The following is a 14,603-nucleotide window of genomic DNA, read 5'->3' on the forward strand; positions in this document are numbered from 1 at the left end:
CCCGCAACCGGGGAACAGACCGAGAAGTATGGGGGCGAAGGGATACGGCAGAATCGGTGCCATGGTGGCGACGGTGGAGATCTCGGCTCGGGAAGCCGAGGTGCTGGCGCTGGTGGGGGAACATCTCAGTAACGCCGAGATCGGGGCGAAGCTGTTCATCTCCGTGCGCACCGTGGAAAGCCACGTCTCCTCACTGCTGCGCAAACTGGAGGTGCCCGATCGGCGGGCACTGGCCCAGCGCGCGTCCGCTTCGGTACGCGACGACCGGCCGCACCCGGCGCCGGTCCTGCCGAGGCCGCTGACTTCCTTCATCGGCCGCGGCCGGGAGCGCGCGGAACTGACCGGGATGATCGGCGAATACCGGCAGGTGACCGCGGTCGGTCCCGGCGGAGTGGGCAAGACCCGGCTTGCGCTGGCCGTCGCGGCGGAGATGGCCGCTGCGTACACCGACGGGGTGTGGTTCGTCGACCTGGTGCCGGTCACCAGCGCGGACACCGGCGTGATCGCCGGTACGGTCGCCCTCGCGCTCGGCCTCGGCGAGCAGCCCGGCCGCGGCATGGACGAGTCTGTGCTCACCGCGCTGGCCGACCGGCACGCCTTACTGGTGCTGGACAACTGCGAGCATGTGCGCGACGGGGTGGCGCCGTTCATCGAACGACTGCTCGCGACATGTCCGCGATTGACGGTGCTGGCGACCAGCCGGGCCCGGCTGATGGTGCCGTTCGAGCGGGTGTACACGGTCGCGCCGATGTCCTTGGCCGGCGATGGCGACTCGGATGCGGTCCGGCTGTTCATGGACCGCGCGGCGGCCGGCGGCTGGCCGCCGAATCACGCCCTTCGCGACCAGGTCGCCGCCTTCTGCGAGCGACTCGATGGTGTGGCGCTGGCGATCGAGTTGGCTGCCGCACGCTGGACGACGCTCGGGCTGGATGGTCTCGAAGCCGGACTGTCGGACCAGCTCCGGATGCTCGCCGGGGGACCGCGCGCCGAGGACCGGCACCGGTCGGTCCGGGCAGCGCTGGACTGGAGCCACGCCTTGCTGGAGCCGGACGATCGAGTGCTACTGCGCCGGGTGTCGGTCTTCATGGGCGCGTTCACCGTCGAGGCGGCGGCGCAGGTAGCGGCGTCCGAGAAAGCCGTTGTCGCAGACGGACTGGCCCGACTCGCCGAGCAGAGCCTGCTCGCGGTGACGGCATACCCGAGTGGGACCGGATACCGGGCGCTGGAAACCATCCGCCAGTACGGGACGGAGCAGCTCACGCAGGCCGGTGAACTGGCAGGCACCCGTGCGGGGCACCTCCGCTGGTGCCTGGCCGAGGCCGCCGAGCTGACGGTGGTGAAAGCGGACTGGCGGGCACGATTCGACGCGGTGGCCGACGACTTCCGCGCCGCGATGACGTGGGCGAACGATCAGCCGGAGCACCGCGCGGATGCCTTCCGGTTCGCCCAGCATCTGGCGCGACTGTGCTTCACCCGAAATCTGATCGGTGAGTCCCAGATGCGCTACGAGCAGGCGGCCGCGCTCGCCGACGACCCGTCCGCCGCCGCCTCGATGCTGCGCCATGCCGCTGCCGCGGCCGGAGGTCAGATGCGGGGCGACGATATGCACCGCCTGCACCGCGCGGCCGCGGAGGCGGCCCTCAGGTCCGGCGACTCCGCCGGCGCCGCCCGCGACCTGGCGACCGCCGCTGCCAACGGCTACCGGTTCGCGAGTAAGTTCGTCCGGCCCCTGGCACCGGAGGAAGCCATCGCGCTCATCACCGAGGCGCGGCAGCTCGCCGGTGTCGACCCGCCCGCCCAGGCCGCCGTGGCGCTGGCCGAAGCCGGACGAGCGCTCACCGATGCCCTCACCGGCCTGCACTCATCCGACCTTGTGTCCGAGACCGTCGCGCGCGCCGAACGTGCCGTCGAACTCGCCAGGCACACGGCTGATCCGCTCGCGGAGTCCGCTGCGCTCGACACACTCGCCGGGGCGCACAGCATGGCCGGTGACACCTTCGCCGCAGCGGCCGTCGCGCGTAGCCGAATGGTGTTGTTGAACTCCGCTCCGCATACCCCAGCCGGTACCCATGAGCTGATCGACGCGCTCGGCGAGGCCGCCGAGGCCGAACTCGGCGCGGGTGATCTGCTGGGCGCCCGCCGGTGGGCCCAGCAGCTCGCGGATCATCCGCTGCTCGCCGAGGTCGGACATCGCGCGACGAGCTGGCTGCTGGTGACCGACGCGTTGGCGGGCAATGTCGAGGAGGTACGCACCAACAGCGTCCGATTCCTCGAGTCGTGGCATCGGGTCGGCAACCCCGTCAAGTCGGTCCTCGGTCCGGCGGTAGCCGGCGTGGCGATGATCCACGACCTACGCGGCGACCATGACGCTCGGGCCGAATGGGACGCCGTCGTAGCCCGACTCGGCACGCCACCAGCGCATATCCACGGCTATGGCGCGGTCTTCGACGCACTCGCCATGCTCCACCGCGGGCAGGTGAGCGCGGCGTTGGAACGGATGGCAGCCGATCCCGGCGAGGTATGGAGATGGGTCACCTGGATCTGGCTGCACTGGTATGTGGCGCTGCGGGCTGAAGCCGCCGTGCTCGCCAAGGCCCCCGATGCCGCCGATCGCCTCGCCGAGGCCAGGACCATCGTCGCCGGAAACCCCATCGCCGGTGCCATCGTCGAGCGCGCCGCGGCATTGCACGCCGGTGACCGGCAGCGGCTGCTCGCCACGGCGGCCGCGTTCGACGCCGCCGGTTGCCGTTACCAGTCGGCGCGCACCGTGGTGCTCGCCGGTGGCGAGCACGCCGCACGCGGCGCGGCCGCGTTCGCCGAACTCGGCCTCGCCCCGATGGCGCCTATCACTTTGTGAACCGCCGTCTGCGCTCGGCTCGCGCTTACTTCCCGCGTCCCGACCAACGACGGAACAATCGCCGGACGCGCTCGCTGAGACTCGGCGCGGGTTGCGGCTGCGCACGGGCGGTTTCGGCGTCCGCCGCGGCCGACGCCGCCTGGGCCAATCGCGCGTGCAGTTGTTCGCGCACTTGGTCCGGGGTGTAGGCACGGCGGCGGCGCTCGGCGCGCACCACCACGACACCGGTGGCAACCACACCGGCCACACCCGCCAATCCCACTGCCTTCCACCACCTCATACCGCATAGGCTACGACCATGACGGGGACGGGCATCGATCTCGACCGAGCGGTCGAGGTCACCAGGACGGGTGACATCTGGCTTTTCCGTGGCCATTCCACAGCCGACCGGGTGATTCGCATGACGACGAACAGTCCGGTGAACCATGTCGGGATGTCCGTCGTGATCGACGACCTGCCCGCGCTGATCTGGCACGCGGAGCTCGGACGATCACTGACCGACATGTGGTCGGGGACCGCGCACCGTGGCGCCCAGTTGCACAATCTGCGCGATGCCGTTCTGGTCTGGGCACACCGCTACGGTCAGCAGGCATGGTTGCGCCAGTTGAACCCTCCCGCCACCCGCGCCATGGAGGACGGCGCGCTGCGCGCCATCGCCCGGCTCGACGGCACTCCGTTCCCCTCCACCGCGGGCTTGGCGGGGCGCTGGCTCCGCGGTCGTGCGCGTCTGCCCCGCAGGAAGACGAGTGGATCGACCGCCCGCGAGCTGGAGAACGCGTACTGTGCCGAAATCGTCGCCGCCACATACCAAGCGATGGGGCTGCTGCCCGAGCGCCGCAGCCCCGACTGGTACGACCCGGGCCGATTCTGGAGCGGAGACCGACTGCAACTGTCCGGCGACTACGCATTGAGCGGCGAAATAGCCGTACGGACACCGGCTCGCACGGATTCCTGACGCGAACACGAGAGCGGGACCCGGCGGTCCCGAAGTAAAAATCACCTCGATTTTCACAATATGGAGCGGATAAGAACATCCGTACCGTGGGGCCATATGGTCCCATCATCCTATCTGTGCAGGGCGCATTACTTACCGGCGCATATTCGAGTTGTCGCATGACCACCTACCGGCAGGACGGATCGTCGGTCGAACTTCCCTCACTTCGGCCATTGTTGTTCACCGTTTACGTACCCGCGGCGGCGTACGGGATCGGCATGGGAGCCGCGGCGCCCGTCATGGCACTCACGGCGCTCGACCTGGGCGCGTCGGCCGCCGTCGCTGGTCTGACCGTCGCCCTGGTCGGCCTCGGGCAGATACTCGGCGACATTCCCGCGGGCCAGGTCGTCGCCCGGCTCGGTGAGCGGATCTCCATCATCGCCGCGAGTACGGCGGGTTCGATCGGCGTGCTGTTGTGCTTGTTCGCACCGGCGGTGCCGATTCTGGGTGCAGGGCTGATAATCGTCGGACTGTCCAATGCGGTCTGGGGATTGGCTCGAATGAGCTATCTGTCGGAAGTGGTGCCGTTCGAACGCCGAGCGCGGGCGATGTCGTTATTCGGCGGAGCCATGCGACTGGGATTCTTCGCCGGACCGTTTCTCGGTGCGGCCGCTATCACCGGCCTCGGCACGCGCGGCGGATTCGTCGTCCAGTTGATCGCCATCGCGATCGCCGGATGGCTGATGGCTCGGCTGCCGGACCCGCAGACCTCGGCCGCCGGAGCGATACCCCCGAAACCGCCGCTGTCCCTAGTCGAGATCACGCGAGCACATCGCGCGCTGTTACTGACGCTGGGCGCCGGGTCGTTGTTGATGGGTGCGGCGCGTTCGTCACGGGAAGCCGTACTGCCGCTCTGGGCCGATCATCTCGGCGTCGACGCTGCTACCGCGAGCCTGATTTTCGGCATCGGGGCGGGCCTCGATGTACTGTGCGCCTATCCCGCAGGCCATTTGATGGACCGGTACGGCAGGAGATTGTCATGGGAATCGGCAACGGCATCGGCAACGGTGTCATCATGACCATCGGCGCCGATATCGCGCCCGCCGCAAGCCGTGCCGAGTTCCTCGCCGCGTGGCGGCTCACCCACGACGGCGGCTTCTTCGTGGGCCCGTTGGTGATCAGTGGATTGGCGGCGATCGGTCCGCTGGTCGTGGCGGTCCTCGCCATCGGAGGCGTGTCGGCCCTCGGCGCCGGGGTGATGGCGCGATACATTCCGGTGTACATCCCTTGGCCCAAACCGAGCTATCGCGCAGTTCAGCCGTAGTTACCGTTCTCAGCCGACCAAATGAGGAAGACGGATCGGGCTCGCGCGCAACGACGCCCGATCCGTCGCATGCATTACTTCGGAGCCTGCGAGTTGTACTTGTTGGTGTAGAACTTCGACGGCTCGAACGAACCGGTGATGGCGCCGGTATCCCGCAACCAATCCTCCCAGCGCACGAAGTCGGCATCGACGATCACGCCGTTGACGGCAGGCACTCCGACCGAAAGCCAGTACTTCACCGACGAGGCGTCCTCCCCCGAACGCTTTCGCTTCTCGATGATTTCGGTGAACTTCGCGACCACCTGGTCACGAGGAGTCGTCTTCTGCCATTCGATCGCCTTGGCGACCCCGTCGACGAATGCCCGGACACTGTCGGGGTTCTTGGCGATGAAGTCGTTGCGGAACACGTACTGGCCGCCGTTGAAGGGACCGAACTCCTCGTAGTCGGTGAAGACCGGACGAAGGCCGCCATTGGCGATCGCGCGCTGCTGGAATTGTCCGCTCAGAGCGGCCACGTCGACCTGGCCGCGCCGCACGGCGTCCTCGGTATTCGGCGGGGGCAACACCACCAGCTGAACCGATTTGATCTGCTGCTCGGTGAAACCGACCTTCTTCAGCGCGGTGTGGATGTCCGCCTCGGACTGACCACCCAGGGTGTTCACCCCGATCTTCTTGTCCAGCAGATCCTTCGGAGTTCTGATCGGACTGTTCTCGGGAACATAGAATCCGGTGAACGTCTTCGCATCGGATCCGTAGTAGTTCACCACCGCTGTGATCGGCGCACCGCCCTGCGCCAGTTTCGCGACCGCGCCGCCGAACGCGCCGCCGAAATCGACCTGACCGGTCGCCGCCGATTGGATGTCCTGCGGACCGCTGATGGTATTGCCCTGCCATTCGAGCTTCACTTTGCCGTCGAAGAAGCCCAGATCCTCCGCGAGTTCGGGAATGACGACTTGCGAGGCCCAGCCTTGATACCGCAGGACCGGCACACCGCCGGAGGTGCGGACCTCCCCGCCACCGCATGCGGTCGAAAGCAATGCCAGAGTTGTGGCGACTACCGCGCCTATCAGAAACTTGCTGCGCGTTATCACGCTCATACTCTCCCTCGATACATCCGCCGACGCGCCATCGCGTCGCAGTGCAGCGATCGTTGAGCATGCGCTATTTCGTGTCCAGGGTTGTCTTCGGCGCGATTCGAAAACGACACGCGCTCGCGGTAGGCACATCGTCGTGCCCGCCGCGGTGCGACGCCCCGCGATCAGGCGCTGCGCGTACCTTCCAGCGGCCGTGTGGCGGTCGACTTCTCGGTCCGCCTGAAGGTCAGCACCCCGTCTTCGAGCGCGCCCTTGCGCAGCAGCTTGCGATCGCGGAAGTAGTTGTTGATCACCTGCCACGGGCCATTGGTGCCCTGCCGCGGCATCACCGCGTCGCCGCGCTGGATGTAGCCGGAGGTCAGTGCCCCGCCCATCACCGAGTCGGCGCCTCGGTCGCGCTCGGTGGCGACGGCCTCGACCCGGGTGAAACCGTTCTTCCTCATGTGGTTGAGCACCCGGCAGAAGTACTCGGCCGCCAGGTCCGCTTTCAACGTCCAGGACGCGTTGGTGTAGCCGAGCACCATCATCGCGTTCGGCACGCTGTCGAGCATGGCACCCTTGTAGACCACCCGGTCCCGGGTCACCACCGGCTCGCCGTCGATCTCCAGGGTCATGCCGCCCAGCATCTGCACGCTCAGGCCGGTGGCGCTGATGACCAGATCGGCGGGCAGTTCCTCGCCGGAGGCCAAGCGGATGCCGGTCTCGGTGAAGGTCTCGATGCGGTCGGTGACGATGGAGGCCTTGCCGCTGCGCAACACCTTGAACAGGTCACCGTTGGGAACCACGCACAGCCGCTGGTCCCACGGGTTGTAGTTCGGCGTGAAATGGCGCATGTCGATGCCGGGGCCGACCTGCATGCGCACGGCGGCCAGCAGGAGCTTCTTCGCCGCCTCCGGGTTGGTGCGGGAGAGTTGGAAGCTCGCGCGCTGCAAGGCGATATTGCGGGCCCGGCCGATCCGGTAGGCCAGCTTCTCCGGCACCTTGGCGGCTTTCATCCCCACCGCGACCGGGTCGTCGGCGGGCAGCGCGGTGATGTACGTCGGCGAGCGTTGCAGCATGGTGACGTGCGCCGCCGCGTCGCTCATGGCCGGGATCAGAGTGATCGCGGTGGCGCCGGAGCCGATCACCACCACCCTCTTGCCTGCGTAGTCGAGGTCTTCCGGCCAGTGCTGGGGATGCACGATGCGCCCACCGAAGTTCTCCTCACCGGGGAACTGCGGACGGTAGCCGTTGTCGTAGTCGTAGTAGCCGGTGCAGCCGACCAGGAAGTCGCTGGTGTGGATCTCGGTCTCGCCGGTCTGCTCGTCGAGCGCCTCGACCGTCCAGGTGGCCGTCTCGCTCGACCAGCGGGCCGTGGTGACCTTGCGGCCGAACCGGATGTGCTCGGTGACGCCGTACTCGGCCGCCGTCTCCTCGATGTAGTGGCGGATGTGCGGGCCGTCTGCGAGGATCTTGGTGCCGTTCCACGGGCGGAAGCCGTAGCCGAAGGTGTACATGTCGGAATCGGAGCGGATGCCGGGGTAACGGAACAGATCCCAGGTGCCGCCGATGGCGGTCCTGCGTTCCAGGATCGCGTAACTGCGTCCCGTCTGCTCTTTGGTGAGATGGCAGGCCATGCCGATTCCGGACAGCCCAGCGCCGATGATCAATACGTCGACATGCCGCGTCATTGAGGTACTCGTTTCGTCCGGTCCGCCTCGCACACCTGAGGGTGCGTGCTGAGGCCAGATTACGTGTTATTCGTGGTTACGTCTAGTCACGAATAGTGACACGTACCGAGACCGGAATAAAAACCGGCCTGGTTTCAAATCGTGACCTGAGCCGGCGGAGCGCCCAGCATGGATCACTGCGGCGCGCCCACAAGGCGCACCGCCCGATCTGTCCCACCCAAGGTGCCGCGGGGCCGTTGTGACCGCGACACCGGTTCGGGTCGCTTCGCGTGCGCGCTGGTCACCGCGGTGGCTCGGCCGCGGTCTCCGGAAGGGAGTTGGCTCAGCATGAGTCTGTCGTTCCACTGGTTCCTCCCCACTTACGGCGATTCCCGCGGACTGGTCGCGGGCGGGCACGGCACCTTCATGTCCGGTGATCGCCCGGCCAGCCTGCGGTATCTGAACCAGATCGGCGCCGCCGCCGAGGACAACGGGTTCGAGGCCGTGCTCACCCCCACCGGCGCGTGGTGCGAGGACGCCTGGCTGACCACCGCGATGATGGTGGAGACCACCGAGACGCTGAAGTTCCTGGTGGCATTCCGCCCCGGCCTGGTCAGCCCGACGCTCGCGGCACAGATGGCGGCCACCTTCCAGCGGCATTCCAGGGGCAGGCTGCTGCTCAACGTGGTGACCGGTGGCGAGCCGCACGAGCAGCAGGCCTACGGCGACTTCCTGGACAAGTCCCAGCGCTACGCACGCACCGGCGAATTCCTGCATGTGGTGCGGGAACTGTGGACCTCCACCGAGCCGGTGACGTTCGAAGGCGAACACATCCGAGTCGAGCAGGCACTGCTGAGCAATCGACCGGACCCGGTGCCGCCGGTGTTCTTCGGCGGTTCCTCCGAACCCGCGGGCCCGATCGCGGCCCGCTATAGCGACACCTACCTGACCTGGGGCGAGCCGCTGCTCGCGGTGAGCAGGAAGCTGGAATGGATCCGCCGTCTGGCGGTGGACCACGGACGCGTCCTCGACTACGGCCTGCGCATCCACGTGATCAGCCGTGACACTTCCGAGCAGGCCTGGGCCGAGGCCGACCGGCTGCTGGCCGGCATCGACCCCGCCGACATCGAGCGGGTGCAGGCGAACCTGGCGCGCAGCGAATCCGAAGGCCAGCGGCGCATGCTGGAACTGCACGGCGGCAGCACCGAACGGCTGGAGATCGCGCCGAATCTCTGGGCGGGCGTCGGCCTGGTCCGCGGCGGCGCGGGCACCGCACTGGTCGGCTCGCATGCCGAAGTCGCCGAACGGCTGGCCGAATACGCGCGCCTGGGCATCACCCACTTCATCCTCTCCGGCTATCCGCACTTGGAAGAGGCGTACTGGTTCGGCGAAGGCGTGCTGCCGATCCTGGAGCGCAAAGGCCTGTGGCGGCATCCCAACCGCACCGAGCACATCGCCGCCGCCACGCCCTTCGCGACGTCATCCGGCAGCTGAGCGCAACACCCCAGTTATTCCCACGCGCTGCTACGCGGCGAGAATGGTCTATCTGTCCGGCACACCGGCCGCGACCGACGGACCGTTCCTGAGGGAGTCATGACCACCGCATCAGCCCGGCGATGGCGCCGCCGCCTGCCCGACACCGCGACCGAAGCGGGCGCGCCCACGCTGGCGCGCAGGCTCGGTCGGCTCGATCTCACCGCCATGGGCGTCGGCACCATCGTCGGCGCGGGGATCTTCGTCATCACCGGCGTGGCGGCAGCGGAGAAAGCCGGGCCCGCCATCATGCTGTCGTTCGCCTTGGCCGGAACGGTGTGCGCGCTGGTGGCGCTGTGCTACAGCGAACTCGCGGCGATGGTGCCGGTCTCCGGCAGCGCTTACACCTATACCTACGCGACCCTTGGCGAAGCACCGGCGTTCCTGGTCGGCTGGAACCTGCTGCTGGAGTTCGTCATCGCGGGCGCCGCGGTGGCGATCGGCTGGTCGGCGACCACGGTGTCCGCGCTCGATTCACTGTTCGGCATCACCGTCCCGCACGCACTCGTCGCGGGGCCAGGAGAAGGCGGCGTGGTGAACCTGCCCGCCGTACTGATCGTCGCCGCCGTCGTCGCGGTGCTGGTGGGTGAGGTGACGTTCACCGCCCGCATCACCAAGGCGCTGGTCCTGGTGACCATCGGTGTGCTGGTGCTGGTGATCGCCGTCGGCACCCCGCACGTGAGCGTGGACAACTGGACCCCGTTCGCGCCGTTCGGGCTCGGTGGGATCATCGGCGGCGCCGCGATCGCGTTCTTCGCCTTCCTCGGTTTCGACGTGGTCGCCGCGTCGGCGGAGGAGGCGCGCAACCCTCGGCGCGACGTACCCTTCGCCATCATCGGCACGGTGCTCATCGCCACCGTGCTCTACGCGCTGGTCAGCGCGGTGCTCACCGGCATGGTGCCGTTCGTGACGCTGAACAACAGCGCACCGATCGCCGCCGCGTTCGGCGCGGTGCGCATCGGCTGGATCGGCGACGTCATCGTGATCGCCTCGATCATCGCGCTCACCAAGGGTTTGCTGCTGATCGTGTACGCGCAGGTGCGGTTGATGTTCGCGATGTGCCGCGACCGGCTGCTGCCCTACTCCCTCGCGGCCACCGGCAAACGTGCCACTCCAGTGCGGCTGACGTTGCTGCTGGGAGCGCTCGGCGCGGTCATCGCGGGACTGCTGCCGATCGACATCGTGGTGGAACTGGTGAACATCGGCGCGCTGTCGGCGTTCGCGGTGGTGTGCGTGGGCGTGCTGGTGCTGCGCCGGGTGGAGCCCGAGCGCGAACGCCCGTTCCGCACCCCTCTGGTGCCCGTGGTTCCGGTGCTCGCGCTGGTCGGGTGCCTGCTGCTTGCGACCACGCTGGATGCGCTGACCTGGGTGCGGTTCGGCGTGTGGGTGCTGGTCGGCATCGCGGTCTACCTCGGATACGGACGCAAGCGCTCCACCCTCGCCGAGCCGCGGCTGGACGCCGCCCCGCCGACGGGATCCTGACTCGGCGATACACCTGACGCCGCTTTGCACTCACTGCCGAAACATTCTGCGGCACAATCTTTTATCCGGCATCGAGTGCATCGGCGGTTCCACGTGGATCACGACGGGCACCGCCACCAGGCGACACGCTCCGGACGATCCCACCACTCGCGCGGCCGAGTTGTGAATCACAACATCCGGACCGGCACGCCGCGGCACGGGCGATTAGGGTCGGTCAGGTGACCTGGACCGTGGGATTCGACCTCGACATGACGCTGATCGACTCGCGGCCGGGCGTCGCGCGGGCCATCGACCTGCTCGGCATCGAATTCGATCTGCCGCTGAACGGGACGACCTTCGCCGATCGGCTCGGCCCGCCGCTGGCCACCTTGCTCGTCGAAGCGGGCGCACCCGAGGATCTCGTCCCGGCCCTGGTGACCCGCTACCGCGCGCTCTATCCGACGATCGTGTCGAGCATTCCCCCCATGCCCGGCGCGCAAGCCGCACTGGCGGCCGTCGAGGCACGTGACGGACGAGTGGTCGTCGTCACCGGCAAGCACGCCCCGCTCGCACAGCTGCACCTCGCCGAACTCGGTTGGCGCGTCGATCATCTCGCGGGCGACCTCTGGTCGGCAGGCAAGGCGGCGACGCTGCGCGAACAGGGAGCGAATCTGTTCGTCGGCGACCACGTCGGCGACATGAACGGCGCGCGCGCCGCGGACGTCTTCGCGGTCGGCGTCAGCACCGGGCCGTGCTCGGCCGACGAACTGCGCGCGGCGGGCGCGGACGTGGTGCTTGCCGACCTCACCGAGTTCCCCGCCTGGCTCGCGACGGAATTCGGAGCGGTCACCGCTTAACCCACCTCCGATCACGGCTCCTCCCTTCGGGACTGCTCGCGCGGTCGCCACGGCCATGTGCGACGGGCCGATAGCGGCACGAGGCATTCGCGGGTGAAACGACGGCCTGCCCAGCCTTCCGCGAACGCTCCACGCCGAAAACTTGCGGTGCAAGTTTTTTCTTCGCTAGCCTACCGCGCATGAACCTCGAACTGTCCGGCGAGCAGACGGCGGCGCGACAGCTGGCGGCCGATTTCGTCGACCGGGAGATCGCGCCGCACGCCACCCGGTGGGATCGCGACGAACAGGTGGACCGGTCGATCGTCGCCCGGCTCGGCGAACTGGGCTTCCTCGGGCTCACCATCCCCGAGCAGTACGGCGGCAGCGCGGGCGACCACCTCACGTACTGCCTGGTCCTGGAGGAATTAGGGCGCGGCGACTCCTCCGTGCGCGGCATCGTCTCGGTGTCGCTCGGCTTGGTCGCGAAGTCGATTCACCACTTCGGCACCGAGGAGCAGAAGCAGGCCTGGCTCACGCGACTGGTCGCCGGCGAGGCGCTCGGCTGTTTCGCGCTCACCGAGCCCGGTACCGGATCCGACGCCGCCCAGCTGCGCACCCGCGCGGTGCGCGACGGCTCGGACTGGGTGCTGTCGGGCACGAAGATGTTCATCACCAACGGCACGTGGGCCGATGTGGCGCTGGTGTTCGCGCGTACCGGCGGCGAAGGGCATCGGGGCATCAGCGCGTTCCTGGTCCCGACCGACTCCCCCGGCTTCACTGCGCGGGAGATCCACGGCAAGCTCGGGCTGCGCGGACAGGCCACCGCCGAACTCGTGCTCGACGGGGTGCGCGTCCCCGACAGCGCCCGCCTGCACGCCGAGGGCAAAGGCTTCACGGTGGCGATGGCGGCGCTGGCCAAGGGCCGCATGTCGGTCGCGGCCGGTTGCGTCGGGCTGGCCCAGGCGTGCTTGGACGCCGCCGTCGGCTACGCCACCCAGCGGGAACAGTTCGGCAAGCCGATCGCGGCCCACCAGCTGGTGCAGGAACTGCTCGCCGACATCGCGCTGGACGTCGACGCGGCGCGGCTGCTGGTGTGGCGGGTCGCCGATCTCGTCGACCGCGGCGAGGAATTCGCCCTGGCGTCCTCCAAGGCGAAGCTGTTCGCTTCCGAGGCCGCGGTCCGTGCGGCCGATCGCGCGGTGCAGGTGTTCGGCGGCTACGGGTACATCGACGAGTTCCCCGTCGGCAAGTATCTGCGCGACGCCAAGGTGATGACCCTCTACGAGGGCACGAGCCAGATCCAGAAACTGCTCATCGGCCGCGCACTGACCGGCGTCGCCGCGTTCTGACAGGAGTACATCCGATGCACCGCTTCACCGACCGGGTCGCCGTTGTCACCGGCGCGGCTCAGGGCATCGGCGCGGCCACCGCGCTGCGCCTCGCCGCCGAGGGCGCCGCCGTGGCCGTACTCGACCGCGAAGAGCCCAGCGAGACCGCCGCGCGGATCACCGCGGCGGGCGGCGTGGCGCGCGGTTACGTCTGCGACGTCACCGACCGCGCGTCGGTGCAGAACGTATTCGACCGTGTCGCAACCGATCTGGGCAGTCCGCAGATCTTGGTGAACAACGCGGGGATCACGCGCGACGACCTGTTCTTCCGCCTGACCGAGGAAGACTGGAACGCGGTACTCGCGGTCAATCTGACCGGCGCCTACCACTGTGCGCAGATAGTGCAGACGTTCATGGTGGCCCAGCGATACGGCCGGATCGTGTCGCTGTCGAGCCGGTCGGCGCTCGGCAATCGCGGCCAGGCCAACTACGCCGCCGCCAAGGCGGGCATCCAGGGACTGACCGCGACGCTCGCTCTCGAACTCGGGCCCTACAACATCACGGTGAACGCGGTGGCGCCCGGCTATATCGCCACCGCCATGACCGCCGCCACCGCGAACCGGGTCGGCGTGACGGCCGAAGACCATCAGAAAGCCGCCGCGGACCGTACGCCGCTGGGCCGGGTGGGACAGCCCGACGAAGTCGCGGCGGTCATCGCGTTCCTCGCCAGCGACGAGGCGAGCTACGTCAGCGGCCAGACGCTGTATGTCAACGGAGGCGCCCGCTGACTTGCGCAGGCCCGGACCGAGGCACCCATCGGCCCGCACCGTCCGGACTTCGCGTCGATAGCCGGTCCCGTCGTCGGCTCACCACGGGACCGGCCCGGTGCGGTCGAAGAACCCGCCGGTGGGTCCGTCCGGCGGGAGCGTCGCCAGCCGCACGATCGCGTCGGTCCCTTCGGTGACGGTCTGGAAGCCGGAGTGACCGTTCAGGTCCGTCGCGGTGTAGCCGGGGTCGGCCGCGTTGACCTGGATGCCAGGAAGCGCGCGGGCGTACTGCGAGGTGATCATGTTCAGCGCCGTCTTCGACGCCGGATACGGCAGGCCGAGCAACGTGGATTCGATCCGGGCCGGGTCGGAGGTTCGCGCCAGTGAACCGATACCACTGGACACCATCACGATCCGCGGCTGCTCGGCGGCACGCAGCAGCGGCAGGAACGCGTTCGTCACCTGCACCGGACCGAAGACATTGGTTTCGAACACCGCGCGCATGTCCGCGGCCTCGACTTGATCCGGCAGCTTCCGGGTCCCTCCGATACCCGCGTTGTTGATCAGCACGTCCAGCCGCGCGGTGCGCTGCCGTAGCTGCTCGACCGCGGCCGCGATCGATGCGGCGGAGGTGACATCGAGCGGGATGAACTCGACCGGCGCCCCCGTCGCGGTCAGCTCCGCCGCAGCCGCCTCCCCCAGCTTCTCGTCCCGCGCGGCCAGGAACACCCGCCAGCCCAAATCCGCCAACCTGCGGACGGTTTCGCGTCCCAAGCCCTTGTTCGCCCCGGTCACCAGGGCCGTAGTCGTATCGTTCACG

Annotated in this window: 11 protein-coding genes and 1 pseudogene; 8 read left to right on the forward strand and 4 right to left on the reverse strand. The window is 68.4% G+C overall.

All coding sequences use genetic code 11. The features are described from left to right. Positions 1-61: 61 nt before the first annotated feature. Complete coding sequence (locus tag AB0L97_RS07985) at positions 62-2,857, forward strand: LuxR C-terminal-related transcriptional regulator (protein ID WP_364426278.1); 2,796 nt, start codon at positions 62-64, stop codon at positions 2,855-2,857. A gap of 25 nt (positions 2,858-2,882) precedes the next feature. On the opposite strand, the gene AB0L97_RS07990 is transcribed toward AB0L97_RS07985, so the two are convergent. Beyond that, positions 2,883-3,137 (reverse strand): hypothetical protein, encoded by a 255-nt coding sequence (locus tag AB0L97_RS07990; protein ID WP_364426281.1) that lies wholly within the window; start codon positions 3,135-3,137, stop codon positions 2,883-2,885. An 18-nt stretch (positions 3,138-3,155) separates the two neighbouring features. Here AB0L97_RS07990 and AB0L97_RS07995 point away from each other — a divergent pair, with 18 nt between their 5' ends. Both AB0L97_RS07995 and AB0L97_RS08000 read left to right on the forward strand, forming a co-directional pair. Continuing rightward, entirely contained in the window at positions 3,156-3,812 is a 657-nt protein-coding gene (locus tag AB0L97_RS07995; RefSeq protein WP_355073917.1) for a hypothetical protein, read from the forward strand. A gap of 158 nt (positions 3,813-3,970) precedes the next feature. Beyond that, positions 3,971-5,115, forward strand: a pseudogene (locus AB0L97_RS08000) (MFS transporter). A gap of 74 nt (positions 5,116-5,189) precedes the next feature. Here the strand turns inward: AB0L97_RS08000 and AB0L97_RS08005 are convergent. Beyond that, positions 5,190-6,212 carry an ABC transporter substrate-binding protein gene (locus tag AB0L97_RS08005; protein ID WP_364426286.1) on the reverse strand — a complete coding sequence of 341 codons (1,023 nt, stop codon included), beginning with the start codon at positions 6,210-6,212 and terminating at the stop codon, positions 5,190-5,192. A 161-nt stretch (positions 6,213-6,373) separates the two neighbouring features. Continuing rightward, a complete protein-coding gene (locus AB0L97_RS08010) occupies positions 6,374-7,879 on the reverse strand; it encodes an NAD(P)/FAD-dependent oxidoreductase (protein ID WP_364426289.1) in 1,506 nt (501 codons plus the stop codon). A gap of 327 nt (positions 7,880-8,206) precedes the next feature. On the opposite strand from AB0L97_RS08010, the gene AB0L97_RS08015 reads away from it, so the two are divergent. From AB0L97_RS08015 to fabG, 5 genes are all read left to right on the forward strand, one after another. After that, complete coding sequence (locus AB0L97_RS08015; protein WP_356964308.1) at positions 8,207-9,352, forward strand: LLM class flavin-dependent oxidoreductase; 1,146 nt, start codon at positions 8,207-8,209, stop codon at positions 9,350-9,352. A gap of 99 nt (positions 9,353-9,451) precedes the next feature. Further along, a complete protein-coding gene (locus AB0L97_RS08020) occupies positions 9,452-10,873 on the forward strand; it encodes an amino acid permease (protein WP_364426294.1) in 1,422 nt (473 codons plus the stop codon). A 218-nt stretch (positions 10,874-11,091) separates the two neighbouring features. Next, positions 11,092-11,709 (forward strand): HAD hydrolase-like protein, encoded by a 618-nt coding sequence (locus AB0L97_RS08025; protein WP_355073927.1) that lies wholly within the window; start codon positions 11,092-11,094, stop codon positions 11,707-11,709. A gap of 179 nt (positions 11,710-11,888) precedes the next feature. After that, positions 11,889-13,037 (forward strand): acyl-CoA dehydrogenase family protein, encoded by a 1,149-nt coding sequence (locus tag AB0L97_RS08030; RefSeq protein WP_356964311.1) that lies wholly within the window; start codon positions 11,889-11,891, stop codon positions 13,035-13,037. A gap of 14 nt (positions 13,038-13,051) precedes the next feature. Next, entirely contained in the window at positions 13,052-13,804 is a 753-nt protein-coding gene (fabG, locus tag AB0L97_RS08035; protein ID WP_364426299.1) for a 3-oxoacyl-ACP reductase FabG, read from the forward strand. Between the two features lie 78 nt (positions 13,805-13,882). Here the strand turns inward: fabG and AB0L97_RS08040 are convergent, their stop codons facing one another. Beyond that, on the reverse strand, positions 13,883-14,602 hold the full coding sequence (locus AB0L97_RS08040) for an SDR family oxidoreductase (RefSeq protein ID WP_364426302.1): 720 nt from the start codon (positions 14,600-14,602) through the stop codon (positions 13,883-13,885). Between the last annotated feature and the right edge of the window lies 1 nt (position 14,603).

This window comes from Nocardia sp. NPDC051911, from assembly GCF_040681035.1.
Classification (GTDB): domain Bacteria; phylum Actinomycetota; class Actinomycetes; order Mycobacteriales; family Mycobacteriaceae; genus Nocardia; species Nocardia sichangensis.